Origin of the sequence: Intrasporangium zincisolvens (assembly GCF_034724055.1) — a bacterium.
GTDB lineage: Bacteria > Actinomycetota > Actinomycetes > Actinomycetales > Dermatophilaceae > Monashia > Monashia zincisolvens.
In genome coordinates, this window is sequence record NZ_JAWIIL010000003.1 from 544,331 (window position 1) to 569,783 (window position 25,453).

Sequence of the window (25,453 nt, forward strand, 5' to 3'; positions counted from 1 at the left end):
GGGCCGCGATGCCGGCGAAAGGGCCGGCGGCTGACAGAATCTTCCGCGACAGTCTGGCAGCAACGACCACCGTTGCGCGAAACCGGCCGCGCACGAGGCGGCCGTGAGAAGGGGTGAGCGCGTGATCCGCGGGATGACGTACACGATGGCCGCGATCTGCTCGGCCGTCGTCGTCCTGCTCGGGTACGCGGTGCTCGACGTCGCCGGGGCCGCACCCGGCGTGCTCACCACGGCGCCCCTGCCGCCGCCCCCGCCCACCGAGACGACAGGCACCCGGACCCTGCCCCTCGTGGCGCAGCCGACGCCGTCGACGTCGGTGCCGCCACCGCTGCCCGCGCTCGCCGGCGAGACCGCCGCGCCCTCGGCGTCCGGAGTCGAGGCCGCGCTCGCCGAGGTGCGCGGGCTCGCGGCCCTGCGCGACTCGGCGCTCGTCGTGCGCGACGGCCAGAGCGGCCAGGTGCTCCTCGACCAGGACGGCGCCAACCTGCGCATCCCCGCCTCGACGACCAAGCTCCTCTCCGCGGCCGCCATCGGGCAGGTCTTCCACGCCGACGAGACCCTCTCGACCGTCGTGCGTGCCGGGGCCGCGGCCGACGAGATCGTCCTCGTCGCCGGCGGCGACTCGCTCATCAACCCCGGCAAGGGCGACCCCGACGCCGTCGCCGGGCGCGCCGGCCTGCGCGACCTCGCCGACGAGGTGGCCCGGGCGCTCAGGGCCCGCGGCCGCACCGCGGTGCGCCTGTCCGTCGACGAGTCGTACGCGGACGGGCCCCTGCTCGCCACGAACTGGGGCAGCGACTACCGCCGCATCGCCATCACCGGGCCGGTGTCCATGCTGGGCCTCAGCACCCAGCGCGCCACGTCGGGCCACCCCGCGCTGAACGACCCCGTCGCCTCGGTGCGCGACCGGCTCGCCGAGCTGCTCGACGGCCGCGGCATCGACGTCACCGTCGAGCCGCGCCCGGAGTCGCTGGCCCGCCGCGCCACCACCGACAACACCGCGATCGTCCCCGCCCCCACGCCGTCGCCGTCCCTCGACGCCGCAGCCGGGACCGGCACCCCGGCGCCGTCGGGCACCGGCGCGCAGGGCGGCTACGCGCCCGGCACCGTCCTCGGCAGCATCGAGTCCGCCCCCGTGCGCGACCAGCTGGCGCTCGCCCTCACCGACAGCGACAACGCGCTGACCGAGATCCTCGCCCGCCAGGCCGCCTTCCGGGCCGGCGCCGGTACGTCGTTCCCCGAGGTGGGGGCGTGGGTCGTGCAGCAGGTCGGGGCGCTCGGGCTCGACACGACGGGCGTCACGCTCTCCGACGCGTCGGGCCTCTCCAGGGAGAACCGGGTGCGGGCCGACCTGCTCGCCGACGTGCTCGTCCTCGGCTACGACGGCCACCACCCGGTGCTGCGGCGGGCCCTCGACGGCATGCCGATCAGCGGGCTCACCGGCACGCTGGAGGAGCGCTTCACCGGCGCGAACCACGACGCGGCCGGCCGGGCCCGCGCCAAGACGGGCACGCTGACCGGCGCGAACGCGCTCGCCGGATCGGTCGTCGACGACGACGGCCGGCTGCTCGTCTTCGTCGGTATGGTCGCCGGGGCGGGAACCAACGACGCCCGGGCCGCGTTGGACCGTTTCGTAGCGACCGTCGCCGCGTGCGGCTGTCGCTGACGGGCCGGTGGGCCGCCCGGGACGTGTCATCGACTGCGTCGAGCACCGACGACCGCACCCGCGCGGCCCGACTGGGCCGGTGACCGAGACGTCACGAGAGCCGTCACGAACCGGAAGGGCCGCGATGACCGACACGACCGTCAACAGCGCCACGGGCGGAGCGACGAACGGGGGTCCCGGCGTCCCAGGGGGTGGCACCGACGCGTCCGCCACCCAGTACGTCGACTACGAGTTCGCCAAGCGCACCGGACGCGCCGTCGTCGCCGCGGGCCCGCAGGTCACGCCCGCCGAGGCGGCGACCATCGTCGCCGACCTGCGCGCGGCCGCCGCGTCGGCCGTGGAGCCCGTTGCCTCGACGAGCGGCCTCGTCGCACCCGACGACGCGCCCCCGCCCCTCGTCGTCGACCGCATCGGCTGGATCAGCGCGAACGTCGACTCCTTCCGGGCCATGCTCGAGCCGGTCGTCGACAAGCTCGTGGCGAAGAAGAAGATGCCCGCGGCGACCGCCGCGATCGGCGGCAAGGTCACCGGCGCCGAGATGGGCGGCCTGCTCGCCTTCCTCGCCACCAAGGTGCTCGGCCAGTACGACCTCGCGCCCGGCGGCACGCCGCGCCTGTTGCTCGTGGCCCCGAACATCGTCGCCACGGAGCGACGCCTCGGCGTCGACCCCACCGACTTCCGCCGCTGGGTCGCCATGCACGAGGAGACCCACCGGGTGCAGTTCACCGCCGTCCCGTGGCTGCGCGAGCACCTCGTGCGCGAGTCGCAGGGCCTCGCCGTCGACCTCGCCCCGACGCCGGAGGACCTCAGCCGCCGCCTCGAGGCGCTGACGAAGAACCTCCCCGACGTGCTGAGCTCGGGGGAGGGCATCGCCCAGATCCTCGCCACGCCCGAGCAGCGCGCCAGGATCGCCGAGCTGACCGCGGTCATGTCGCTGCTCGAGGGCCACGCCGACGTCGTCATGGACGACGTGGGACCGAAGGTCATCCCGAGCGTCGGCGACATCCGCCGCAAGTTCGACGAGCGCCGCCAGGGATCGGTCGGCATCGACCGCATCCTGCGGCGCCTGCTCGGCCTCGAGGCGAAGATGCGGCAGTACCGCGACGGCGCCGTGTTCGTCCGGGCCGTCACCGACCAGGTGGGCCGCGACGGCTTCAACGCCGTGTGGTCCTCGCCCGACACGCTGCCTCGCGCCGCCGAGATCGTCGACCCCGCCGCCTGGGTGCGGCGGGTCCACGGCTGAGGAATGGGAGCCGCCACCGACATGCCCGGTCCCGACCCCGCCGTCGCCGCCACCCGCCTCGCCGTGCGCGAGCACCTGCTCGACCTCCCGCCCGGCGCCCTCGTGCTCGTCGCCTGCTCGGGCGGAACCGACTCCGTCGCGCTCGCCGGCGCCCTCGCATTCGAGGCGCCGCGGGCGGGGATGCGGGCCGGTGCCGTCGTCGTCGACCACGGCCTGCAGGACGGCTCCGACGGCGTCGCCGACGGCGCCGCCGAGCTGTGCCTCGGGATGGGCCTGGACCCCGTGGAGGTCGTGCGCGTCGACGTGCGTACCTCCGGGTCGGGCCTCGAGGCCGACGCCCGCACCGCGCGCTACGCCGCCTTCGAGCAGGTCGCCGGGCGCGTCGGTGCCGACGTCGTGCTCATCGGCCACACCCGCGACGACCAGGCCGAGCAGGTCCTGCTGGGCCTGTCCCGCGGGTCGGGTGCGCGCTCGCTCAGCGGCATGCCGACGCGTCGCGGACGCTTCGTGCGACCGCTGCTGTCGCTGCCGCGCGCCACGACGCTCGCCGCGTGCGCCGCGTACGGCATCGAGCCGTGGGACGACCCCCAGAACGCCGACGACACCTTCCGCCGCGTCCGCGCCCGGCGCCTGCTCGCCACCCTCGAGGCCGAGCTCGGGCCCGGTTTCGGCGCGGCCCTGGCCCGCAGTGCCGACCTGCTGCGCGAGGACGCCGACTACCTCGAGACGCTCGCCCGCCAAGCCCGCGCGGGGCTGCCCGAGGCGCCCGGGGGAGGCGTCGACCTCGAAGCGCTCTCGGCCCTGCCGCGGGCCCTGCGCACCCGCGTCTGGCGGCTGCTCGCCGCCGAGGCCGGTGCCCCGCTCGCCGACGTCAGCGCCGCCCACGTCGAGTCCCTCGACGCGCTGCTCACCTCCTGGCACGGCCAGGGCCCGCTCCACGTGCCCGGCGGCATCGCCGTGGCGCGCGAGCGCGGCGCCATCCGCTTCACCGTCCTCGACCCCACCGGCTGAGCCGGCTGGTCGGTCGCAGCGGCCGAGCCTGCCGAGCTTCCCGAGCCGCCGCCGGGGTGGGGGGCGACGCATCGGCCCCGCTGCTGTTGAATGGGTCCGCACGTCCGTGCGCCCACCGCACCACCCCGCGAAGGAGCCCCCGTGGACCACGAGCACATGGGCGACGACCTGGCCCAGGTCCTCTACACCGAGGAGCAGATCCAGGCCCGTCTCGCCGAGCTCGCAGCCGAGATCTGGAAGGACTACGAGGGCAAGGAGTTCCTGCTCGTCGGCGTCCTCAAGGGTGCGGTCGTCGTCATGGCCGACCTCATGCGCGCCCTGCCCGGCACCGCGCCGATGGACTGGATGGCCGTGTCGTCGTACGGCTCCGGCACCAAGTCCTCGGGCGTCGTGCGGATCCTCAAGGACCTCGACACCGACATCACCGGCCGGCACGTGCTCATCGTCGAGGACATCATCGACTCGGGCCTGACGCTCTCGTGGATCAAGTCGAACCTCGAGTCGCGCAACCCGGCCTCGGTCGAGATCTGCACGCTGCTGCGCAAGCCCGACGTCGTCAAGGTCGACATCCCGGTCAAGTACGTCGGCTTCGACATCCCCAACGAGTTCGTCGTCGGCTACGGCCTCGACTACGCCGAGAGGTACCGCAACCTGCGCTGCGTCGGCACCCTGGCCCCGCACGTCTACGCCTGAGCGCACCCGAGACCGCCCGAGACCTGCGGAGGCCCGACGCCATGACCTTCTCGATCGTCGCCCGGCAGGGTGAGGCCTACGGCGTCGCCGTCGCGAGCAAGTTCCTCGCGGTCGGCGCCGTCGTGCCCGGTGCGCGCCTCGGTACCGGAGCCGTCGCCACCCAGTCCTACGCCCGCGTCGCCTACCTCGGCGAGCTGCTCGCGCGCCTCGGCGCCGGGGAGGACGCCGCGTCGGCGCTCGACGAGGCCACCGCGCTCGACGAGGGCCGCGAGACGCGTCAGGTCGGGGTCGTCGGGGTCGCGAGCGCCGCGACGTTCACCGGCCGCGAGTGCAACCCGTGGGCCGGCGGCGTTGCCCGCGACGACGGCGACACCGCGTACGCGATCCAGGGCAACATCCTCACCGGGCCGGAGGTCGTCGCCGCGATGGAGCAGGCCTGGCACGACTCGGCCGGGCAGGGACTGGCCCGGCGCCTCCTCGCGGCGCTCGTCGCCGGCGACGCCGCGGGCGGCGACTCCCGCGGCCGGCAGAGCGCCGCGATGTACGCCGTCGAGCCCGGCACCGGCTACGACGCGTCCGGCGTCCTCGCCGACCTGCGCGTCGACGACCACGCCGACCCCGTCACCGAGCTCGGCCGGCTCCTCGACGAGTGGGAGATGTACTTCGGCCGGCCCGAGGACGTCCAGGCGCTCACCGGGCCCCTCGCCGACGAGGTCGCCGACCGGCTCGCCCGGGCCGGGCACCCCGTCGGCGACGGCGGCGCGCCCGACCTGCCCACCGCCCTCGCCGACTGGGCCGGCAACGCCAACTACGAGGCCCGGCTCAGCCCCGACGGGATCGACCGCCGGGTTCTCGAGGCCCTGCGCGCCGCCACCGCCTGACCCGTTCGACCTGACGCCCGCTCACAGCTTGCCGGCGACGCGGAGCAGGTACTCGCGCCGGTGCAGCGGGTCGTGGTCGGTGCGGGAGCGCCCGGGTGGGGCGCCGGTCACCGGGCGGTAGCCGTCGAAGACCGTCGCGAGATCTCCGAGCCCGCTCGTGAGGCCCGGCACCCGCTGCTGCAGCTCGTGCAGGCTCTCGGCCGGCACCTCGCCCCGCAGCCGGGTCACGGGCCCGAGCACCGTCGTCTCGTCCGGCGTCGCCCGCACGTGCGCGAACATCGTCAGCGTCGCGCCGATCACCTCGCTCGGCACCTCGAGGTCGAAGCGGTGGAACGGCTCCTCGACCGTCGTGCCCGCCCGGCGCAGCGCGACCATGAGCACGAGCGGGGTCAGGGTGCGGAAGTCGCCCGCGGTGCTGCTCATCGACTTGTCGAACTTCTGGTGCATGTGGCTCTGCCGCGGCCAGTATCCCGAGTGCGTCATCGTCACGACGCAGTCGGTGACCGGCCAGCCGCGCAGGCCCTGACCGAGCGTCGCGTGCACCGTCTCCTCGACCGCGGTGAAGAACGCGGGCGGCATCGACCCGAGCTCGACCTCGAGGGCGAACCGGACGCCGGTGCCGGCCGGGGCCGGGTCGATGCGCAGTCCGACGGTGGCGAGGAACGGGTTGGGCGCGACGCCGATGAGCTCGTGCGCGGCGCCCGACCCCACGACGCGCTCGCGGCAGATGACGCTCGTCGTGCTGAACGTCGCCACGACGCCGTGCTCGGCCTCGAGCGTCGCGCCGATGACCTCCTTCTGCACCTCGCCGTAGAGCGAGACGTGGGTCTCGCCGCGCAGCTCGTCGTGGCGCAGGTCGATGAGCGGGTCCTGCTCGGCCAGACGCGTCAGCGCGGTGTGCAGCGCCGAGCGAGCGCCGGGGTCCGACGCGTCGGCCGGCTCGACGACGGTCTCGAGCGTCGGCGGCGAGAACTCGTGCACGAGCGGGCGGGCGATACGGGCGTCGCCCACGAGGTCGCCGATGCGAGCGCGTTCGAGGCCGACGACACGGGCGATGCGGCCCGCCGGCACGCGTCCGGTGCGCCGGACGCCGCCGTCGACGTGCACGTCAAGACCGGTGACCCGCTGCTCGGCCGGCGCGACGCTCCGGCCGGCCTCGAGCGCCCGCCCGTCGTGGACGAGGACGCGGTCGCGGACGGCGAGCGAGCCCGACGTCACGTCGACGAGCGCCACCTTCTCGCCCGCCGGGCCGCGCTGGACGGCGAACACGGTGCCGGCCAGGGCAGCATCGGCGTCCGGCGTGCTCGCCGGGAGGAGCCGCGGCAGGGCTGCCGCGAGGTCCTCGACGCCGGCCCCGGTGATCGCCGACCCGACCAGCAGGGGGCATGCGCGTCCCGCCGCGGTCTGGGCGTCGAGGGCTGCGCGGAGCCGGGCGGCGTCGACCGCGCCCGGGCGGTCCAGCCAGTCGGCGACGAGGGCGTCGTCGACGTCGGAGAGGGCCTCGACGAGCCGCTCGGTGAGGCTGCGGTCGCCGGGGGCGCCCGAGCGGTCGTCGCGGGCGAGGCCGAGGGCCGCCAACCCGTCCGGCACGACCGACGCGACCCGCGTGCCCTCGTCGACGGCCCGCGACAGTGGCACGGGTGTCACGCCGAGCCGGTCGGTCACCTGGCGCAGCACGGCGTCGGTGCACGCTCCCGCGCGGTCGATCTTGTTGACGAACAGGACCGTGGGGATGCGCAGGCGCCGCAGCGCCCGCCAGAGGACGCGCGTCTGGGCCTGCACGCCCTCGACCGCCGACACGACGAGGACGGCGCCGTCGAGGACCGCGAGCGAGCGCTCGACCTCGGCGATGAAGTCCGAGTGGCCGGGCGTGTCGACGAGGTTGACCGTCAGGGACGCACCCGGCGCGAGCGGGTCGGCCAGCTCGAAGGAGACGACCGCGGCCTTGATGGTGATGCCGCGGGCGCGCTCGAGCGCGAGGGTGTCGGTGCGGGTGCTGCCGGCGTCGACGCTGCCGAGCTCGGCGATGACGCCGGCGTGCAGCAGGAGGCGTTCGGTCAGGCTCGTCTTGCCCGCGTCAACGTGGGCGAGGATCCCGAGGTTGGTGGTGCGCGTGCGCACCCGTGAGGTGGGTGGGGTGTCCAAGGTGCTCCATGTCCGGTGCGTAGGTGTGGGTGACCTGCTCGGGTGACATGAAGCAGCGGCGCATCCCGCTCTCCTCCCTGCTCGTGGTGCATGGCTCGTGGTGCATGGCTCGTGGTGCTCGTGGTGCGTCCCGCCCGTCGGGCGGCCCCACCAGTGGAGCAAGCCGCGGGGGCGGCCGGCAACCGGTTTTGCCCGTGCGGCGCGAACGGGTACGGGCTGGTTGGTCAGGCACCGGCCGGATGCGGAACACTGGTAGTTCGCCGGACGTTGTGCCGGAGGACGAACTCACCGGACGAGCAGGAGGACCGGGGCTGCCCAGCCCCGCACGTACATGGACGCTAAGCGGATTCTGCGCACCCCACTGTTGTGGATCTTGGTCCTCGTCAGCGCGCTCGTCTTCGGCATGATGTTCTCGCAGTCCGGCCCGCCGCGGATCGACACCTCCGAGGCGATGAAGCAGATCACGAGTGGCAACGTCACGTCGGCCAAGCTCATCAACAACGAGCGGATGGAGCTGACGCTCGCCAAGCCGTACACGTCGCCCGACGGGTCGGTGAAGGACGCCACGTCGGTCTACGCCTACTACGTCGACGCTCGCGCGACCGACGTCGTCAAGGCGCTCGACGCCAAGGCCCCGCCCCAGGGCACCGACGACTACATCGAGCAGCAGAGCTGGTTCGGCTCGCTGCTGTTCTCGATCCTGCCGATCATCGTGATCCTCGCGATCTTCTGGTTCCTCATGGGCCAGATGCAGGGCGGCGGCAACCGCGTCATGCAGTTCGGCAAGTCGCGCGCCAAGCTCGCCACGAAGGACACCCCGAAGGTCACCTTCGCCGACGTCGCCGGCTGCGACGAGGCCATCGAGGAGCTCCAGGAGATCAAGGAGTTCCTCCAGGAGCCGGCCAAGTTCCTCGCCGTCGGCGCCAAGATCCCCAAGGGCGTCCTGCTCTACGGCCAGCCCGGTACGGGCAAGACGCTCCTCGCGCGCGCCGTCGCCGGCGAGGCCGGGGTGCCGTTCTACTCGATCTCCGGCTCGGACTTCGTCGAGATGTTCGTCGGTGTCGGTGCGAGCCGCGTCCGCGACCTCTTCGAGCAGGCCAAGGCCAACGCCCCGGCCATCGTCTTCGTCGACGAGATCGACGCCGTCGGTCGCCACCGCGGCGCCGGCCTCGGCGGTGGTCACGACGAGCGTGAGCAGACCCTCAACCAGCTGCTCGTCGAGATGGACGGCTTCGACGTCAAGACCAACGTCATCCTCATCGCGGCGACCAACCGCCCCGACATCCTCGACCCGGCCCTGCTGCGTCCCGGCCGCTTCGACCGCCAGATCGCCGTCGACTCGCCCGACATGATCGGCCGCCACCGCATCCTCGAGGTGCACGGCCAGGGCAAGCCGATGGCCTCCGACGTCGACCTGCTCGCCGTCGCCCGCCGCACGCCCGGCTTCACCGGTGCCGACCTCGCCAACGTCCTCAACGAGGCCGCGCTGCTCACCGCGCGCAGCGACAAGAAGGTCATCGACAACTCGTCCCTCGACGAGGCCATCGACCGCGTCATCGCCGGCCCGCAGAAGCGCACCCGCATCATGTCGGCCAAGGAGCGCAAGATCACGGCCTACCACGAGGGCGGCCACGCCCTCGTCGCCGCGTCGCTCAACCACACCGACCCGGTCACGAAGGTGACGATCCTGCCGCGCGGCCGTGCGCTCGGCTACACGATGGTCATGCCCGTCGACGACAAGTACTCGACGACCCGCAACGAGATCCTCGACCAGCTCTCGTACGCGCTGGGCGGCCGCGTCGCCGAGGAGATCGTCTTCCACGAGCCGACGACCGGCGCGAGCAACGACATCGAGAAGGCCACCGGCATGGCCCGCAAGATGGTCACCGAGTTCGGCATGAGCGAGCGCGTCGGCGCCATCAAGCTCGGCCAGTCCAACGGCGAGGTCTTCCTCGGCCGCGACATGGGCCACGAGCGCGACTACTCCGAGCGTGTCGCCAGCGTCGTCGACGAGGAGGTCCGCAAGCTCATCGAGGCGGCCCACGACGAGGCCTACGAGGCGATCAACCAGAACCGTGACGTCCTCGACCACCTCGTCCTCGAGCTGCTCGAGAAGGAGACGCTCAACCAGGCCGAGCTCGCCGAGATGTTCAAGGCGGTCGTGCGGGTGCCCGAGCGTCCGACGTGGCTGTCCTCGCAGACGCGCGTGCCGGGTGACCGTCCGCCGGTCCTCACGCCCGCCGAGATCGCTGCCTCGCAGAACGGCTCGGGCCAGAACGGCCACCTCCCGCCGCCGGTCGCCCCCGACCGCGCGCTCGAGGAGAAGATCGACGAGGCCGCGTCCGTCGGTGCGCACCCGCTCGCCGAGGAGCACCCGGCCCAGGAGGTCATCGAGGTGCCGGACGACCGTCCGGTCAACCCCCACGAGAAGGGCTGACGGGTGGCGGTCGACCACGCGCGCGCCGAGGCGGCGGTTCGCGAGCTGCTCATCGCCGTCGGTGAGGACCCGGAGCGGGAGGGCCTGCGCGACACGCCGGGCCGTGTCGCCCGGGCCTACGCCGAGATCTTCGCCGGCCTCGACCAGACGGCCGAGGGGGTCTTGGGCACGACGTTCTCCATCGACCACGAAGAGCTCGTCATCGTCCGCGACATCGAGCTCTACAGCACGTGCGAGCACCACCTCGTGCCGTTCCACGGCGTCGCGCACGTCGGGTACATCCCCGACAAGGACGGGCGGGTGACCGGGCTGTCGAAGCTGGCCCGGCTCGTCGAGGTCTTCGCCCGGCGCCCCCAGGTGCAGGAGCGGCTGACCTCGCAGATCGCCGACTCCCTCGTCGAGCACCTCTCGGTGCGCGGCGTCATCGTCGTCATCCAGGCCGAGCACCTCTGCATGTCGATGCGCGGCATCCGCAAGCCGGGTGCCTCGACGATCACCTCGGCCGTCCGCGGCCAGCTGCGCAACCCGGCCACTCGAGCAGAGGCCATGGCGCTCATGCTCGAGGGCAACAAGTGACCGGCACCTTCTCCCGCCCGGGCGAGGGCAGTCCCGCCGAGGAGCTGCTGGCCGTCACCGACCGCACCCTCGTCATGGGGGTCGTCAACGTCACGCCCGACTCCTTCTCCGACGGCGGCGAGTGGTTCGAGCCCGACGCGGCGATCGCGCACGGGCTCGAGGTGCTCGCGGCCGGCGCCGATGTCGTCGACGTCGGGGGCGAGTCGACGCGTCCCGGCGCCGAGCGTCCGTCGGTGGCCGAGGAGCTGCGACGCGTCGTGCCCGTCATCGAGGCGCTGAGCAGCCGCGGTGCCGTCGTGTCCGTCGACACGATGCGTGCCCAGGTGGCCGCCGCGGCCGTCGACGCCGGGGCCACCATCGTCAACGACGTGTCCGGCGGGCTCGCCGACCCCGACATGGTGCCGCTCGTGGCAGGGGCAGGCTGGCCGTTCGTCGCGATGCACTGGCGTGGCCACAGCACCCAGATGCAGTCGCGGGCCGTGTACACCAACGTCGTCGGTGAGGTGCTCGACGAGCTCTCGGCCCGACGCGACGAGCTGCTCGAGGCCGGCATCGCGCCCGAACGGCTCGTGCTCGACCCGGGTCTCGGGTTCGCCAAGACCGCCGAGCACAACTGGGCCCTCATGGCGGCGCTGCCGGTGCTGCACGGCCTGGGCCATCCGGTGCTGCTCGGCGCGTCGCGCAAGACGTTCCTCGGCCGGCTCGGACGCGGCGCCGACGAGGCCCCGCGCCCGGCGGCCGAACGTGATGTCGAGACCACCGCCACGTCCGTCATGGCCGCCATGGCCGGGCTCTGGTGCGTGCGCGTGCACGACGTCGCCTCGACGGTGCGCGCCCTGGCCGTCGTGCAGGCGGCGCTCGACCACGCCCCCGCCGACCCCGAGGACGTCGACTGATGCCCGACCGGATCGTGCTGCAGGGCGTCACGGCCCGCGGGAACCACGGAGTCCTGGACTTCGAGAAGCGCGACGGACAGACGTTCGTCGTCGACGTGACGATGACGCTCGACCTCGAACGTGCCGGACGCACCGACGAGCTCACCGCCACCGTCAACTACGCCGAGGTGGCCGGCGACGTCATGGCCCGCGTCACCGGGCCCTCCTTCGACCTCATCGAGCGGCTGGCCGAGGTCATCGCCGACGACGCGCTGCGCCACGACCTCGTCGACTCCGTCGAGGTCGTGGTGCACAAGCCGGAGGCGCCGGTCGGGCACCCGTTCACCGACGTCCAGGTGCGCCTCGAGCGCGCGAACGCCGCGCACGTGGTCGTCGCGCTCGGCACGAACCTCGGCGACCGTGGGCAGACGCTCGCCGACGCCGTCGCCGCCCTGCGAGCCCTGCCGGGTCTGACGCTGACCGCCGTGTCGGGCATCGTGGCCACCGACCCCGTCGGCGGGCCGGAGCAGCCCGAGTACCTCAACGCCGTGGCCGTCGGGCGCTCGACGCTCGCCCCCGCCGACCTGCTCGCAGAGCTCCACCGCATCGAGGCCGACCACGGGCGCACCCGCGAGGTCCGTTGGGGCGCAAGGACCCTCGACCTCGACCTCGTCCAGTACGGCACGCCCGGCGGGCGCCGCGAGGTCATCATCGACGTTCCCGCGCTGACGCTGCCGCACCCCCGCGCGCACGAGCGCGCCTTCGTCCTCGTGCCCTGGCTCGACGCCGACCCCCGCGCGACGCTGCGCGTGGCCGACGGCTCCGACGGGCAGGGCGGCGTCGGCGTCGGCGTCCGGAGCGTCGCCGACCTCGTCCACGACCTCGACCGGTCCGGCGTACGTCCCGGGCCCGGATGGGAGCACCAGTGAGACCTCACGCCGGCATCCGCGCCACCGCCCTCGTGCTGACCGGGCTCGTCGTCACGGTCCTGGCCTGGCTCGGGCTGCGCTCGGTCGCCGGCGGGGGCCACGGGCTGCCGGACCCCGGGTGGTTCGGCCTCGCAGCGATGCTCTTCCTCGCGGGCGGTCTCGTCGTGGCCGGCTGGCAGGTGCGCAAGGTCCGCGACGGCCTCGCCCAGCCGCACGTGACGCCGTTGCGCGCGGCCCGCACCCTCGTGCTCGGACAGGCGGGCGCGCTCACCGGAGCCGCCCTCGTCGGCTGGTACGTCGCCAACGTGCTCGTGCTGCTGCCCGACGCCGACGTCCAGTCCCAGCGCGACCGCATCTGGCCGTTCGTCGCGCACGTCGTCGTCGCCCTGCTCCTGTGCGCCGCCGGGATGCTGGTGCAGCGTTGGTGCCGACTGCGTCCGGGTGACGAGGACGACGAGCCCCGCAACGGCCGCGACCCGCGCAACGGCCGCGACCCCGGCGCCTGACCCGCTCGGCCACGCACCCTGCGTCACTGCTCACTCTCACTGAGCAGTGACACAGCGGCGACGGGTGGGCGCTGCACGATCGAGGGATTCGGTGCGTCGGGGTGCAACGATGCCGGCTTCCGTGGTGTCCTTCGGTCATGGGAGCACCCCGGACCGTGTGCGGCGCCGTCTCCGTCGTGACTGCGCTGGTCCTCGCCGCGTGCGGTTCGCCGACGGTGTCGGGCGTCGGCCCTGGCGACCTTTCGGTAGACGGACCCACGACCCTGTCGGTGGCCCCGGCGCCGGAGCGGTTCCGGGAGCGCGCGAACGACGTCGCCGCGGCCGTCCGACAGGCCGGGCTGCCCTCGAGGCCGACGGGGCTGCTCCTCGTGTCGCCGTGGGACGCGGAGGCGGCCTTCGACACCGTGGACCAGAAGGAGGCCTGGGGAGCAGGGCGCGTCGAGGTGGCCGACTCGGTGGCGCCGGACCGCGAGCCGGCCGCGACGATGACGCTGCCCGGAGGTGGGACCCGGCGAGTCGGAACCATCGGCGTCCGGGCCGCCCTGGAGCGGGCGTTCGCGGATGCCAGCGGCACGTGCGGAGACTCGGTGCCCGCCGACCGCTGCCGGCTCGAGGTGACCGCCGCGCGCCTGTCCCAGGCGCAGGTCACGACCGACGGCGGCGCCGCGACGGTCCCCGCCTGGGAGCTGACGGTGCGCGGACTGGCGCGGCACCCGCTCGTCGTGGCGACCGCACCGGACGTCCTCGCTCCCGCGCCACGGCCGTCCGCACCTCCCGGCCTCGGCGACCCGCCCGGCGGGCTGCTGAGCGTCAGTCTCCTCAGGGCGGTCGACGGGGAGACCCTCGAGGTGACGATCTTCCACGGGGAGTGCGAGGTCGACCCGCACGTCAACGTGGTCGAGGGCCATGACCTCGTGGTCGTCGGCGGATCCTACGACGAGCCGCCCGCGGGTAGCGTCTGCACCGGGGTCGGCCTGATGACACCGGCTACGGTCCGGCTCTCGAGCCCGCTCGGGGACCGACCGGTCATCGACGCCGTGACCGGGACACCCCGGTACGTCGGGGTCCCGTCGTACTGACGCCGCCGCGTCAGCGGGCCGTCGACAGGACGGGCGGCCGCGTCGTCGTGGGGGAGACGGGCGTGATCGTCGAGGTCGTCGTCGCGCTCGTGCGTGGGGGCCCGGGCGGCCCGTCGGGCGTCGTCGTGCGTGCCGGCCACGGCGGCGGGATGGTGTCGACGGTGTCCTCGTCGGAGCATGCGGCCGCGAGCGTCACCGACGCCGTGATGACGGCCACGGCAGCGGCGCGTAGCCACGTGTCACGCCCGACGCGTCGACCCGTCCTGCCGCCCACGCGTCCCCTCACTTGTCCACGTCGCCGACGACGAAGAACATCGAGCCGAGGATGGCGACCATGTCGGCGATGAGCTGGCCCGGCAGCATCTCGGCCAGCACCGAGACGTTGTTGAACGAGGCCGAGCGCAGCTTGAGCCGCCACGGCGTCTTCTCGCCGCGGGACACGAGGTAGTAGCCGTTGAACCCGAGCGGGTTCTCGGTGGCGCAGTAGACCTGCCCCTCCGGCACCTTGAGCACCTTGGGCAGCTTGACGTTGATCGGCCCCTGCGGCAGTGCGACGAGCCGGTCGAGGCAGGCCTCGGCGAGGTCGAGCGACACGTGCACCTGCTCGAGGAGCACCTCGAGCCGGGCCAGGCAGTCGCCCGCGGTGCGGGTGACGACGCGGCCGGGGCCGCCCTCGCCGAAGAGCTCGCCGTAGGCGAGGTAGGGGGTGTCGCGGCGCAGGTCGACGTCGACGCCGCTCGCGCGGGCGATCGGCCCGGAGACCCCGTAGGCGAGGGCCGTCTCCCGCGGCAGCACCCCGACACCGCGGGTGCGGCCCTCGAGGATCTCGTTGCCGACGACGAGCCGCTCGAGCGCGGGCAGCCGGCGGCGGACGCTGTCGACGGCGTGACCGGCGCGGCCGAGCCAGCCTGCAGGGAGGTCCTCCTTGAGGCCGCCGACGCGGTTGAACATGAAGTGCATCCGCCCGCCCGACACCTCCTCCATGACCGCCTGCAGCTCCTCGCGCTCGCGGAACGCGTGGAAGACCGGCGTGATGGCGCCGAGCTCGAGGGGGTAGGAGCCGAGGAACATCAGGTGGTTGAGCACCCGGTTCAGCTCGGCGAGGAGGGTGCGGGCCCAGACGGCACGCTCGGGCACCTCCATGCCGAGCATGTGCTCGACGCCGAGCACGACGCCCAGCTCGTTGGAGAACGCCGAGAGCCAGTCGTGGCGGTTGGCCAGCACGATGATCTGGCGGTAGTCGCGCACCTCGAAGAGCTTCTCGGCGCCGCGGTGCATGTAGCCGATGATCGGCTCGGCCGTGACGATCCGCTCGCCGTCGACGACGATGCGCAGCCGCAGGACGCCGTGCGTGGCAGGGTGCTGCGGGCCGATGTTGAGGACCATGTCGGCGGTCGCGAGGCCACCGGCCCCGACACCGACGGTCAGGGCCTGGCGGCGCGTCGGGGCCGTGGTCGTGCCGGGGGCGTCGGACGCGGGGGCCATGTGCCCGAGTATGCCGTGCCGGGCGGGACCGGCGGCCGTGGGGGCGGCGCCGGCCGTGCGTCGACCCCGCACCGAAGTCGGGCGAAAAGGACGCGCCCACCGTCGGCGCCCTGTGGTCTGATGCTCCGGTGCGCGACCGCCTTGCACGACTTCTCCCGCCGAGCCCGCTGGCCCGCCGCCTCAGCGCGCAGTCGATCCTCTTCGCGGTCGGCGAGGGAGTCTTCCTCACCGGCAACGCCGTCTTCTTCACCCACATCGTCGGGCTGAGCGCCGCGCAGGTCGGCCTCGGTCTCACCATCGCGGGGGTCATCACCTTCTGCCTCGCGCTGCCCCTCGGCCGGGCCGCCGACCGGTTCGGCCCCAAGCGGGTCTGGGCGCTCGGTGCCCTGCTCGAGGCGCTCGTCTACCTCGCCTACCCGGTCATCCACGGGTTCGCCGCCTACGTCGCCGTCATCACCGTCATCGAGCTGATCGGCGCCGCCGCGGGAGCCGGCCGCGGCGCGTACACGCTCGACGTGTTCACGCGTGAGGAGCGGGTCCGCTCGCTCGCCTTCATGCGCAGCGCCCTCAACATCGGCTTCACGCTCGGGGCCCTGCTCGGCGGGGTGGCGCTCGCCACGGGCAGCGACGCCGTCATCACGGCCGTGCCCCTGCTCACGGCGGCCATCCTGGGCGTCAACGCGCTGCTCATCACCCGGCTGCCCGACGCCGTCCAGGGCGGCGCCGGCACGGTCCCGCTCGAGGTCGAGGAGGCGCTCGAGCAGCCCGGGGCCGCCGAGGTCGCGGGGGTGCCGGGCACCGGCGACGCCGCCGGCGTCGCCGACACCTCCGACGCGCCGGACGCGTCGGGGCGTGGTGGAGCGCTGCGCAACGTCGGGTTCCTGCTGACGAAGCTGTGCCAGGGCGTCCTGTCGACCAACCAGGTGCTGCTCAACGTCGTCATCCCGCTGTGGCTCGTCGAGGAGACCGACGCCCCGCGGGTGCTGCTCGCGTGGCTCTTCGGCACCAACACCGTCCTCGCCGTGCTGCTGCAGGTCGCGGCCGCGCGCGGGGCCGACACCGTGCCCGGCGCCCTGCGGGCGAGCCGCGTGTCAGGAGTGTTCTTCGTCGCGTCGTGCGCCATCGTCGCCGTCACCCACGACACCGTCGGCTGGGTCACCGTCGTGCTCGTCTGGGTCGGGCACGTCACCGTCACCGGCGCCGAGCTGTTCCAGTCCGCCTCCGACTGGGGCCTGACTGCCGAGCTGTCCGACCCCGAGCGCCGTGGCGAGTACCAGGGCGCCGGCCGGCTCGGGCAGACCGTCGGCAACGTGTGGGCGCCCGCGGCCTACACCTACCTGGCCATGGAGTGGGGCGGTCCGGGGTGGGCCGTCATCGGCGGCGTCGTCGTGCTCGCCGTCGTCGGGATCCACCCGGCCGCGCGACTGGCTCAGCGCCACCTGATGACCCCCACCTCCCGCGAGGCGCTGCCGTCAGGCACAGTGGCTTCGTGAGCCAGTCCCTCGACCTGTCCGACGAGGCGTTCGTCGCCGACCCGTACCCGACGCTCGCGCAGCTGCGGACCGAGGCGCCGATCGTCCGGCACGAGGGCCTGGGCCTGTGGCTGACCACGACCCACGCCGCCGCCAACGACGTGCTGCGCGACCGACGTCTCGGGCGCATCTTCCGCCCGCGCGCCGTCGCCGACGACGACCCGTGGACGGTGTTCGACTGGTTGCACGCCGACTCCATCCTCGACTCGGAGCCGCCGAAGCACACCCGGCTTCGGCGACTCGTGGCCGGCGCCTTCAACCGCGGGCACATCGAGCGGCTGCGGCCGCGCGTCGAGCAGATCGCGGGCGAGCTGCTCGACGGGCTGGAGGCACGGCTCGACGCCGACGGTCGCGTCGACGTCATCGAGTCCTACGCCGAGCCGCTGCCGGTTCTCGTCATCTGCGAGCTGCTCGGGGCGCCGACGTCCGACTGGAAGCGGCTGCGCGACTGGTCGCAGGCCATCGTCCGGATGTACGAGGTGGCGCCGTCGGCCGAGGCGCAGGCCGAAGCGCAACGGGCCTGCACCGAGTTCGCCGCGTACGTCGAGGCGCTCGCGGCCGAGCGGGCCGAGCACCCGGGCGACGACCTGCTCACGGCGCTCGTCGAGGAGCGCGACGGCGGCGACCGGCTCTCGCGCCGCGAGCTCGTCGCCACGGTCGTCCTTCTGCTCAACGCCGGCCACGAGGCCAGCGTCAACGGCTTCGGCAACGGCCTCGCGTCCCTGCTGGCCGACCCCGAGCAGGTGGCGGCGGCCATCGGCTCGCTCGACGACGACGCGTCGGTCGCCCAGCTCGTCGAGGAGATGCTGCGCCACGACTCCCCGCTGCACCTGTTCGAGCGCACCGCAACCGCCGACGTCGAGCTGCACGGCGTGACGATCCGCGAGGGTCAGAAGGTCGCGGCGCTGCTCGGTGCGGCGAACCGGGACCCCGCCGTCTTCGCCGACCCCGACCGTTTCGACGCCTCGCGCGACCCCAACCCGCATCTGGCCTTCGGCGCCGGCATCCACTTCTGCCTCGGCGCCCCGCTGGCCCGGATGGAGCTGCAGATCTCGGTGCGCGCCCTGCTCCGACGCCTGGGCCCGGTCCGCGTCGTCGAGGAGCACCGGCGTCCGACGTTCGTGCTGCGCGGCTACGAGCGGCTCGTCGTCGAACGCGCCGGTCAGGGCTGATCGACGCTCGCCGGTGATCGGTCGGGTGCTCGGCCCCCGATCCCGAGGCCCACGTGGTCGACTGGGGGGACCGACCGAGGAGGAGCCCCTGTGAGCGAGCTGACCCCGTACATCTGCGTCGAGGACTCCCGCGCGGCGATCGAGTGGTACGGCCGCGTGCTCGGTGCACGCGTCAGCGTCGACCCGATCGTCATGGACGACGGTCACGTCGGACACTGCGAGCTCGAGGTCGACGGCGCGCGCTGGATGATGTCCGACGCCTTCGAGTCGGCGGGCGTCGCGCCCCCGGACCGCACGCGGGGCAACGCGGTGTCGCTGCACCTGACCGTGGCCGACTGCGACGCGGTGGCCGCATCGGCTCGCGACGCCGGGGCGACGATCGACCGGGGGCCCGAGGACAATCCGGGGCTCGGCCGGGTCGCCGTCTTCCACGACCCGTTCGGGCACCGGTGGTTCGTGCACCAGCCCGAGGCCTGAGGGCTGCTACGGGCGGTCGGCGTCCTTCGTCGGCCGGCTGCGCAGCACGAGGAAGCCGGCGACCCCGAGCAGCACGCACGTGCCGACGATGGTGAGCAGCACCGGCACGAACACCGACGAGCCCGCATCCTCGGCAGCCGGATCGGCCTGTCGCACATGGACGCTCGGGCCGGCCGTGGCTGTGGAGCCGTCGAGCCCCACGGTCGCGTGGAAGGAGAAGCTGCCGCTCACCGGGTGCCCGTCGTCGGACGTGACGCGGTAGGTGACGGTGTAGTCGCCGCCGGGGGCGCTCGCCGCGAGCTTCTGGCGCACGATCGAGCCCTCGATCGTCGGGCTGCCCTCGGAGACGGGGCCCGAGGGGCCGGTGACGACGATCTGCGTGCCGACGGCGAGCGGCGCCTCGGCGAAGGTCAGCTCGACGGTGTCCGGGAGGGTGTTGACGACGGCCCCGTCGGAGGGGTTGCTGCGCTCGAGCACGTCGTGGGCGGAGGCGAGGGTCGGCGTGCCGACGACGCCGAGGACGACCCCGGCAGCGACGCCGAGGGCGAGCAGGAAGGAGGGCACGCGACGCATGGCGTTCAGCGTACGTCGCGGGCGTGGAGCCGTTTCACCGCCCACCGAAACCCACCGAACCCAGCAGGGTCGACGAGCCGCGCCTCGGCACTGGTGCGCTCGAGGGCCGCGAGGTAGCCGAGCGGGTCCTGGGACGCGAGGGCGTGGGGCGGGACCGTCGCCGTCAAGCCGAGGCGGCGCAGGGCCTCGCGCTGGGTGGGCGTCTCGTCGGCATCGAGCGTGTCGACGGCGACGTGCGCCGTGACGTCGCACGAGCCGTCAGGAACGGGCGCCGTCAGGTGGCCCGACGCGTACCCGACGAGGGTGCCGTGCGCTGGCCGGGAGTCGCGGGTGTGGGCGTAGTCGACGGCTACGAGCGTGCCGGACCGGACCCGGCGGACCAGGTCCGCCCAGGCGCGGTCGCGGTCGAGACCCACCTCGACGCGGTCACCGGGGGTCGAGGCCGGCCAGTGCTCGCGCGCCCATTCGAGGTCGGACCCGGCGAGCGGTTCTCCGAGGTGCTCCTGCCCGGTCGCGGGGTCGACGAGGACGACGCGCAGCACGCCCGACGCGTCGACCTGTGCCACGGTGCAGGGCACCACGTCGAGCCACTCGTGCGCGACGACGAGGCAGTCCTCGAGGCCGTCGTCATCGACGAGGTCGACGAGGTCAGGCGGCAGCGCGGCGCCGCCGGGGGAGCGGACCCACTCGATGCGCCCGTCGAGGGTCTCGGGTCGCTCGACGACGTCCACGGCCACGACGCGGACCGACGCCCCGGCGGGCGTCTCGTCGAGCGCGGTGCGCAGGTGCGCCGCGAGCTCGCCGCGACCGGCGCCGACGTCGACGACGAGCCGCACGGGGTGCTCCGGGAGGGCGAGCAGGGCCCGCGCGAGCGCGGCCCCCGGCGGCCCGTGCGTCGCGGTTGTGAAGTGCTCGGCGGGGCCGCCGCCGGACACGTAGAACCCGCGTCCGGGCGCGTAGAGCGCCGCGTGCCACGCCTCGCGCCAGGGAAGGGCATCCACGGCGCCCGACTGTAGGCGATACCGTGCGCGGGTGAGCAGCCCCACCGGCGACCCCCACGAGCGTCCCGCCCGCTTCGACGTCGGCATCGTCGGGGCCGGACGCGTCGGCGCCGTGCTCGGCGCGGCCCTCGTGCGGGCCGGCCACCACGTCACCGGCGTCTCGGCCGTCAGCGAGGCGAGCCTCGAACGCGCCGAGCGGATGCTGCCGGGTGTGCCGGTCAAGCCGATCCAGGACGTCGTCGCCGGCGCGCATCTCGTCGTGCTCGCCGTGCCCGACGACGCACTCGCCGACCTCGTCGCGGGCCTCAGCGCCACGGGCACCTTCACGCCCGGGCAGCTCGTCGTGCACACCTCGGGCGCGCACGGCATCGGCGTCTTCGAGACCGCCCTCGACAGCGAGATCGTGCCGCTCGCGCTGCACCCGGCGATGACGTTCACGGGCACACCCGTCGACCTCGAACGCCTCCACGACTGCTGCTTCGGCGTCACGACCGTCGACGTCGCGCGTCCGGTCGGCGAGGCGCTCGTCATCGAGATGGGCGGCGACCCGGTCTGGGTGCCCGAGCACGAGCGCGTCACCTACCACGCGGCCCTCGCCCACGGGGCCAACCACCTCGTCACCCTCGTGGCCCAGTCGATGCAGCTGCTCGCCGAGGCCGGCATCGAGGACCCGGCCCGCGTGCTCGAGCCGCTCCTGTCGGCGGCGCTCGGCAACACCCTCCAGCTGGGTGATGCTGCCCTCACCGGCCCGGTGGCCCGCGGCGATGCCGGTACCGTGGCCGGGCACGTCGCGATGCTGCGCACGGTGGCCCCGGACATCCGGCCGACCTACCTGGCGCTGGCGCGCGCGACGGCGCAGCGGGCCCTGCTCAGCGGCCGCCTCCGGGCGGACGTCGCCGACCCGCTGCTCCAGCTGCTGGCCCGCGAGGAGGACCGACCGTGACCCAGACCCCCACCGTTGCGCGCACGCGTGACGAGCTGCGCGAGGCCCGGGCCCGTCTCGACGACGGTGACGTCGCCGTCGTCATGACGATGGGCGCGCTCCACGACGGCCACGCGACCCTGATCCGGCGCGCCCGCGAGACCCACGCGCACGTCGTCGTCACGATCTTCCTCAACCCGCTGCAGTTCGGGCCGAAGGAGGACCTCTCGCGCTACCCGCGCACGTTCGACACCGACCTGCAGATCTGCACCGACGCCGGCGTCGACCTCGTCTTCGCACCGACGCCCGACGTCATCTACCCCGACGGCGACCCCGGCGTGCGGATGTCGGCCGGGCCGCTCGGCGACGTCCTCGAGGGCCAGGCCCGACCCGGCCACTTCGACGGCATGCTGACCGTCGTCGCCAAGCTCATGCATCTGACGCGTTGCACCTCGGCGTACTTCGGGCAGAAGGACGCCCAGCAGCTGCTGCTGATCCGCCGGATGGTCCGCGACCTCGACTTCCCGGTCAACGTCGTGTCGGTGCCCACGGTGCGCGAGGGCGACGGCCTGGCGATGTCGAGCCGCAACACCTACCTGACGCCGTCCGACCGCGAGACGGCGCTGTGCCTCTCGGCCGCGTTGCGTGCCGGGGCCGACGCCGCCACCGAGGGGCCCTCTGCCGTCAGGCGCGCCGCCCGGGCCGTGCTCGTGCGCGAGCCGCTCGCCCTCGTCGACTACCTCGTGCTCGTCCACCCGGACACCCTCGAGGACGTGCCCGAGTGGTACCGCGGCGAGGCCCTGCTCGCCGTCGCCGGCCGCGTCGGCACGACGCGTCTCATCGACAACCTCCCCGTGCTCGTGGGCCCCGGCGGCGGCGCGCTCGAGGTGTTCTCCCAGCCCTGACGCGTCGGGCCTCCCGCGAGACGTCGCCGAGCGTCCGACCGAATCCCCCTCTCCCAAGGACAGATCCACCGTGCAGCGCTTCATGCTCCACTCGAAGATCCACCGCGCCACCGTGACCCAGGCCGACCTGCACTACGTCGGCTCGCTCACCATCGACCGCGACCTCCTGGACGCCGCCGACCTGTGGCCCGGCCAGCAGGTCGACGTCGTCGACGTCGACAACGGCAACCGGCTCACGACCTACGCCATCGAGGGCGAACGCGGCAGCGGCATCGTCTGCATCAACGGCGCTGCGGCGCGGCTCATCTCGCCCGGCGACACCGTCATCATCATCGCCTACGCCGCGATGGACGACGCCGAGGCGCGGACGTTCGAGCCCAACGTCGTCTTCGTCGACCGCGACAACCGCATCGTCGAGACCGGTCACGACCCCGGTGACGTGCCCGACGGGTTCGGCCTGATGACCTCCGCGGTCACGGAACGGGACCACGCCCACCAGGGCTGAGCGGGCGGCATACGGTATGGGGCACGACCCCATGGCCGGTGACCCCGGCAGCGTCCCATCGAGAAGGTGCTCATGAACGACAGCGGCATCACGCTCCCGCGGCGGCTGCGCGCGCCCGAGCCGGGCTGGACGGCCACGGCCGACGTCATCGTCGTCGGCAGCGGCATCGCCGGCCTGACGACGGCGCTGCGGCTGCGGCGTCGCGTCGACCGCGTCCTGCTCGTGACCAAGACCGTCCTCGACGAGGGGTCGACGGCGTGGGCCCAGGGCGGCATCGCTGCCGTCATGTCGCCCGAGGACAGCCCGGCCGAGCACATCCACGACACCCTCGTGGCCGGCGTCGGCCTGTGCGACGTCGACGCCGTGCGCACCCTCGTCACCGAGGGCACGGACGCCGTGTGGGACCTCATCGCCCTCGGCGCCGACTTCGACCGCGGCGACGCCGGTGACCTCAGCCTGACCCGCGAGGGCGGCCACCACCGCGACCGCATCCTGCACGCCGGCGGCGACGCGACCGGCCGCGAGATCAGCCGCGCCCTCATCGCCGCCCTCGACCGGGTCCGCGACGATCCCGGCATCGAGGTGATCGAGCACGCCCTCGTCGTCGACCTGCTCACCGACGCCGACCGGCGCGTGTGCGGCGTGACGCTCCACGTCATCGGCGCGGGCCAGGTCGACGGCGTCGGGGCGGCGCACGCCCGGGCCGTCGTGCTCGCGACGGGTGGCCTCGGCCAGATCTACGCCTCGACGACCAACCCGTCGGTGGCGACCGGCGACGGCATGGCGGCCGCCCTGCGCGCGGGCGCGGTGCTGGCCGACCTCGAGTTCGTGCAGTTCCACCCGACCGTGCTGTGGCTCGGCGAGGGCTCGCGCGGCCAGCAGCCGCTCATCTCCGAGGCGGTCCGCGGCGAGGGCGCGTTCCTCGTCGACGAGGCGGGGGAACGGTTCATGCAGGGCCAGCACCCGCTCGCCGACCTCGCGCCGCGCGACGTCGTGGCCCGGGCCATCATCCGCCGGATGCGCGAGACCGGCACCGACCACGTGTACCTCGACTGCCGACACCTGGGCGCCGACTTCCTCGAGCAGCGCTTCCCCTCGATCGTCGCGCGCTGCCGCGAGCTCGGCTTCGACCCTGCCACGCAGCTGCTGCCGGTCGCGCCCGCCCAGCACTACGCGTCCGGCGGCGTGCGCACCGACCTGCGCGGGCGCACCTCGCTCGAGGGGCTCTACGCCTGCGGCGAGACCTCGTGCACCGGCGTCCACGGCGCCAACCGCCTCGCGTCGAACTCCCTGCTCGAGGGCCTCGTCTTCGCCCGCCGCATCGCCGACGACCTCACCGCGCGCCTCGGCGCGGGCGAGCTGCCGGCGACCGTGCCGGTGCAGGGCGAGGACGGCGACGGCACAGTGCCGCCCGAGCTCGTCCGCGGCAAGCGCCGCCTCGACGTGCAGCGGGCCATGACGGCCGGGGCGGGCACCGTGCGCTCGGCCGCGTCGCTCGCGGCCACCGAGGAGGCTCTCGCCGCCGTGACGGCGAAGGCGGCTGACGACGCCGACCGGCAGGGCGGGCCCAAGAGCTGGGAGACGACCAACCTCGTGCACCTCGGCCGGGCCCTGACGCACGCGGCGGCGCTGCGCGAGGAGACCCGCGGCGGCCACGTGCGCGAGGACTACCCGACCCGCGACGACGAGCGGTTCCTGCACCACGTGCACCTGACCCGGCAGGCGTCCGGTCGGCTCGGCGCGAGCGTCGTGCCGGTGCCGCGCGCGAACCTCGACGGCCTCGACCTCGACGCCGGTGTTCCCGACCGTGGCGCCGAAGGGGTTGCGGCACAGACCGATCCACGACACGAGGAGACCCGGTGACCGACCAGCACGACTCCGCCGACAACGGCCTGAGCGGCTTTCCCCTGGAGTGGGCCCGACGCGTGGTCGCCGTCGCCCTCGAGGAGGACCTGGGCCCGAAGGGTCTCGACGTCACGACGCTGGCCACGATCCCGGCCGAGCAGGAGCGGGTCGCCGAGGTCGTGGCCCGTGCGCCCGGCGTCGTGGCCGGCATCCCCGCGGTCGGTCTCGTGCTCGCGGCGGTGGCCGAGCGGCTCGGCCTGCCGACCCCGACCGTCGAGGTGCTCACCGACGACGGCACCCGCGTCGTGCGCGGCGACGTCATCGCTCGCGTCTCCGGCCGCACCCAGGTGGTCCTCGTGGCCGAGCGCACCCTGCTCAACATCGTCAGCCGGCTCTCCGGCGTCGCGACCCACACGCGTCGGTGGGCCGACGCCCTCGAGGGCACGTCGACGATGGTCCTGGACACCCGCAAGACGACGCCGGGGCTGCGCTGGCTCGAGAAGCACGCCGTGCGGTGCGGCGGCGGCACGAACAAGCGCATGGGCCTGTACGACGTCGCGATGATCAAGGACAACCACAAGCTGGCGGCGGGCTCGGTGGCCGCGGCCTACGCCCTCGTGCGCGAGCGGTTCCCGGACGTCGACGTGCAGGTCGAGGTGACGACGCCGGACGAGGCGCAGGAGGCCTACGACGCGGGTGCCCGGTTCGTCATGTGCGACAACATGACCGTGCCGGTCCTCGCCGAGACGGTCGCCCTGCTGCGAGCGGCGGGCGAGCCGGTCGAGATCGAGGCGACCGGCGGGATGACTCTCGATGTGGCTCGCGACTACGCAGAGACCGGCGTCGACTTCATCTCGGTCGGCGGCCTGACCCACTCCTCGCCGATCGTCGACATCGCCCTCGACCTCGTCGACTGACCGAACGTCCGCTGTGTGCACGAGGTGGGGCCTGGACCCCAGCGCCTGCACACGGGGACGGCGCCGGGCATCGGAACC

General features: G+C 73.9%; 24 protein-coding genes. 19 read left to right on the plus strand and 5 right to left on the minus strand.

Annotation, left to right across the window (positions count from 1 at the left end; all coding sequences use genetic code 11):
* Positions 1-121 precede the first annotated feature (121 nt).
* The 5 genes from RY076_RS10980 (at position 122) to RY076_RS11000 (ending at position 5,494) form a co-directional block, all read left to right on the plus strand.
* A complete protein-coding gene (locus RY076_RS10980) occupies positions 122-1,666 on the plus strand; it encodes a D-alanyl-D-alanine carboxypeptidase/D-alanyl-D-alanine-endopeptidase (protein WP_323097712.1) in 1,545 nt (514 codons plus the stop codon).
* 124 nt (positions 1,667-1,790) lie between these two features.
* Positions 1,791-2,909 (plus strand): zinc-dependent metalloprotease, encoded by a 1,119-nt coding sequence (locus RY076_RS10985; protein WP_323097714.1) that lies wholly within the window; start codon positions 1,791-1,793, stop codon positions 2,907-2,909.
* 21 nt (positions 2,910-2,930) lie between these two features.
* A complete protein-coding gene (gene tilS / locus RY076_RS10990) occupies positions 2,931-3,920 on the plus strand; it encodes a tRNA lysidine(34) synthetase TilS (protein ID WP_413785768.1) in 990 nt (329 codons plus the stop codon).
* A gap of 141 nt (positions 3,921-4,061) precedes the next feature.
* Entirely contained in the window at positions 4,062-4,613 is a 552-nt protein-coding gene (gene hpt, locus RY076_RS10995) for a hypoxanthine phosphoribosyltransferase (protein WP_323097716.1), read from the plus strand.
* A 41-nt stretch (positions 4,614-4,654) separates the two neighbouring features.
* On the plus strand, positions 4,655-5,494 hold the full coding sequence (locus tag RY076_RS11000; RefSeq protein WP_323097717.1) for a DUF1028 domain-containing protein: 840 nt from the start codon (positions 4,655-4,657) through the stop codon (positions 5,492-5,494).
* A gap of 21 nt (positions 5,495-5,515) precedes the next feature.
* Here RY076_RS11000 and RY076_RS11005 read toward each other — a convergent pair whose 3' ends face one another.
* The gene (locus RY076_RS11005; protein WP_323097718.1) at positions 5,516-7,615 is read right to left on the minus strand and encodes a translation factor GTPase family protein; all 2,100 of its coding nucleotides are present in this window, start codon (positions 7,613-7,615) and stop codon (positions 5,516-5,518) included.
* A gap of 355 nt (positions 7,616-7,970) precedes the next feature.
* On the opposite strand from RY076_RS11005, the gene ftsH reads away from it, so the two are divergent.
* The 6 genes from ftsH to RY076_RS11035 all read left to right on the plus strand — a co-directional run bounded on the left by ftsH (position 7,971) and on the right by RY076_RS11035 (position 14,041).
* Complete coding sequence (gene ftsH / locus RY076_RS11010; RefSeq protein ID WP_323097719.1) at positions 7,971-10,076, plus strand: ATP-dependent zinc metalloprotease FtsH; 2,106 nt, start codon at positions 7,971-7,973, stop codon at positions 10,074-10,076.
* Positions 10,077-10,079: 3 nt separating this feature from the next.
* Complete coding sequence (folE, locus tag RY076_RS11015) at positions 10,080-10,652, plus strand: GTP cyclohydrolase I FolE (protein WP_323097720.1); 573 nt, start codon at positions 10,080-10,082, stop codon at positions 10,650-10,652.
* Between the two features lie 74 nt (positions 10,653-10,726).
* Positions 10,727-11,548: a dihydropteroate synthase gene (folP, locus tag RY076_RS11020; RefSeq protein ID WP_323098276.1), complete on the plus strand. Its 822-nt coding sequence runs from the start codon at positions 10,727-10,729 to the stop codon at positions 11,546-11,548.
* Positions 11,548-12,456: a 2-amino-4-hydroxy-6-hydroxymethyldihydropteridine diphosphokinase gene (gene folK, locus RY076_RS11025; RefSeq protein ID WP_323097722.1), complete on the plus strand. Its 909-nt coding sequence runs from the start codon at positions 11,548-11,550 to the stop codon at positions 12,454-12,456. The genes folP and folK overlap by 1 nt, the downstream gene beginning before the upstream one ends.
* Positions 12,453-12,962, plus strand: coding sequence for a DUF3180 domain-containing protein (locus RY076_RS11030; protein WP_323097723.1), 510 nt, complete (start codon positions 12,453-12,455; stop codon positions 12,960-12,962). Before folK ends, RY076_RS11030 begins: the two co-directional genes overlap by 4 nt.
* A gap of 137 nt (positions 12,963-13,099) precedes the next feature.
* Positions 13,100-14,041 carry a hypothetical protein gene (locus tag RY076_RS11035; RefSeq protein WP_323097724.1) on the plus strand — a complete coding sequence of 314 codons (942 nt, stop codon included), beginning with the start codon at positions 13,100-13,102 and terminating at the stop codon, positions 14,039-14,041.
* 10 nt (positions 14,042-14,051) lie between these two features.
* On the opposite strand, the gene RY076_RS11040 is transcribed toward RY076_RS11035, so the two are convergent.
* Together RY076_RS11040 and RY076_RS11045 are read right to left on the minus strand one after the other, a co-directional pair.
* Positions 14,052-14,315 (minus strand): hypothetical protein, encoded by a 264-nt coding sequence (locus RY076_RS11040; RefSeq protein ID WP_323097725.1) that lies wholly within the window; start codon positions 14,313-14,315, stop codon positions 14,052-14,054.
* A gap of 8 nt (positions 14,316-14,323) precedes the next feature.
* On the minus strand, positions 14,324-15,526 hold the full coding sequence (locus RY076_RS11045; RefSeq protein ID WP_323097726.1) for an NADH-quinone oxidoreductase subunit D: 1,203 nt from the start codon (positions 15,524-15,526) through the stop codon (positions 14,324-14,326).
* Positions 15,527-15,654: 128 nt separating this feature from the next.
* Between RY076_RS11045 and RY076_RS11050 the strand changes: the two genes are divergently transcribed.
* The 3 genes from RY076_RS11050 to RY076_RS11060 all read left to right on the plus strand — a co-directional run bounded on the left by RY076_RS11050 (position 15,655) and on the right by RY076_RS11060 (position 18,707).
* Complete coding sequence (locus tag RY076_RS11050) at positions 15,655-17,019, plus strand: MFS transporter (RefSeq protein ID WP_323097727.1); 1,365 nt, start codon at positions 15,655-15,657, stop codon at positions 17,017-17,019.
* Positions 17,016-18,230: a cytochrome P450 gene (locus RY076_RS11055; RefSeq protein ID WP_323097728.1), complete on the plus strand. Its 1,215-nt coding sequence runs from the start codon at positions 17,016-17,018 to the stop codon at positions 18,228-18,230. The genes RY076_RS11050 and RY076_RS11055 overlap by 4 nt, the downstream gene beginning before the upstream one ends.
* A 90-nt stretch (positions 18,231-18,320) precedes the next feature.
* Positions 18,321-18,707: a VOC family protein gene (locus RY076_RS11060; protein WP_323097730.1), complete on the plus strand. Its 387-nt coding sequence runs from the start codon at positions 18,321-18,323 to the stop codon at positions 18,705-18,707.
* A gap of 6 nt (positions 18,708-18,713) precedes the next feature.
* Here the strand turns inward: RY076_RS11060 and RY076_RS11065 are convergent, their stop codons facing one another.
* The gene (locus RY076_RS11065; RefSeq protein WP_323097731.1) at positions 18,714-19,280 is read right to left on the minus strand and encodes a copper resistance CopC family protein; all 567 of its coding nucleotides are present in this window, start codon (positions 19,278-19,280) and stop codon (positions 18,714-18,716) included.
* Positions 19,281-19,285: 5 nt separating this feature from the next.
* On the minus strand, positions 19,286-20,281 hold the full coding sequence (locus tag RY076_RS11070; RefSeq protein ID WP_323097733.1) for an SAM-dependent methyltransferase: 996 nt from the start codon (positions 20,279-20,281) through the stop codon (positions 19,286-19,288).
* 31 nt (positions 20,282-20,312) lie between these two features.
* Here RY076_RS11070 and RY076_RS11075 point away from each other — a divergent pair, with 31 nt between their 5' ends.
* The 5 genes from RY076_RS11075 to nadC all read left to right on the plus strand — a co-directional run bounded on the left by RY076_RS11075 (position 20,313) and on the right by nadC (position 25,375).
* On the plus strand, positions 20,313-21,224 hold the full coding sequence (locus RY076_RS11075) for a Rossmann-like and DUF2520 domain-containing protein (RefSeq protein WP_323097735.1): 912 nt from the start codon (positions 20,313-20,315) through the stop codon (positions 21,222-21,224).
* A complete protein-coding gene (panC, locus tag RY076_RS11080) occupies positions 21,221-22,108 on the plus strand; it encodes a pantoate--beta-alanine ligase (protein ID WP_323097737.1) in 888 nt (295 codons plus the stop codon). Before RY076_RS11075 ends, panC begins: the two co-directional genes overlap by 4 nt.
* Positions 22,109-22,178: 70 nt before the next feature.
* Positions 22,179-22,613: an aspartate 1-decarboxylase gene (panD, locus tag RY076_RS11085; protein WP_323097739.1), complete on the plus strand. Its 435-nt coding sequence runs from the start codon at positions 22,179-22,181 to the stop codon at positions 22,611-22,613.
* A 72-nt stretch (positions 22,614-22,685) separates the two neighbouring features.
* Positions 22,686-24,476 carry an L-aspartate oxidase gene (locus RY076_RS11090; RefSeq protein ID WP_323097741.1) on the plus strand — a complete coding sequence of 597 codons (1,791 nt, stop codon included), beginning with the start codon at positions 22,686-22,688 and terminating at the stop codon, positions 24,474-24,476.
* Positions 24,473-25,375, plus strand: coding sequence for a carboxylating nicotinate-nucleotide diphosphorylase (nadC, locus tag RY076_RS11095; protein WP_323097742.1), 903 nt, complete (start codon positions 24,473-24,475; stop codon positions 25,373-25,375). The genes RY076_RS11090 and nadC overlap by 4 nt, the downstream gene beginning before the upstream one ends.
* The last annotated feature ends 78 nt before the right edge of the window (positions 25,376-25,453 follow it).

What these genes read in the sequence shown, in the direction of transcription:
- RY076_RS10985 (WP_323097714.1), top strand. Translation starts at nt 1,791, where the DNA reads ATGACCGACACGACCGTCAACAGCGCCACGGGCGGAGCGACGAACGGG.
- tilS (WP_413785768.1), top strand. Translation starts at nt 2,931, where the DNA reads ATGCCCGGTCCCGACCCCGCCGTCGCCGCCACCCGCCTCGCCGTGCGC.
- RY076_RS11000 (WP_323097717.1), top strand. Translation starts at nt 4,655, where the DNA reads ATGACCTTCTCGATCGTCGCCCGGCAGGGTGAGGCCTACGGCGTCGCC.
- ftsH (WP_323097719.1), top strand. Translation starts at nt 7,971, where the DNA reads ATGGACGCTAAGCGGATTCTGCGCACCCCACTGTTGTGGATCTTGGTC.
- folP (WP_323098276.1), top strand. Translation starts at nt 10,727, where the DNA reads ATGGGGGTCGTCAACGTCACGCCCGACTCCTTCTCCGACGGCGGCGAG.
- folK (WP_323097722.1), top strand. Translation starts at nt 11,548, where the DNA reads ATGCCCGACCGGATCGTGCTGCAGGGCGTCACGGCCCGCGGGAACCAC.
- RY076_RS11035 (WP_323097724.1), top strand. Translation starts at nt 13,100, where the DNA reads ATGGGAGCACCCCGGACCGTGTGCGGCGCCGTCTCCGTCGTGACTGCG.
- RY076_RS11045 (WP_323097726.1), bottom strand. Translation starts at nt 15,526, where the DNA reads ATGGCCCCCGCGTCCGACGCCCCCGGCACGACCACGGCCCCGACGCGC.
- RY076_RS11065 (WP_323097731.1), bottom strand. Translation starts at nt 19,280, where the DNA reads ATGCGTCGCGTGCCCTCCTTCCTGCTCGCCCTCGGCGTCGCTGCCGGG.
- RY076_RS11090 (WP_323097741.1), top strand. Translation starts at nt 22,686, where the DNA reads ATGAACGACAGCGGCATCACGCTCCCGCGGCGGCTGCGCGCGCCCGAG.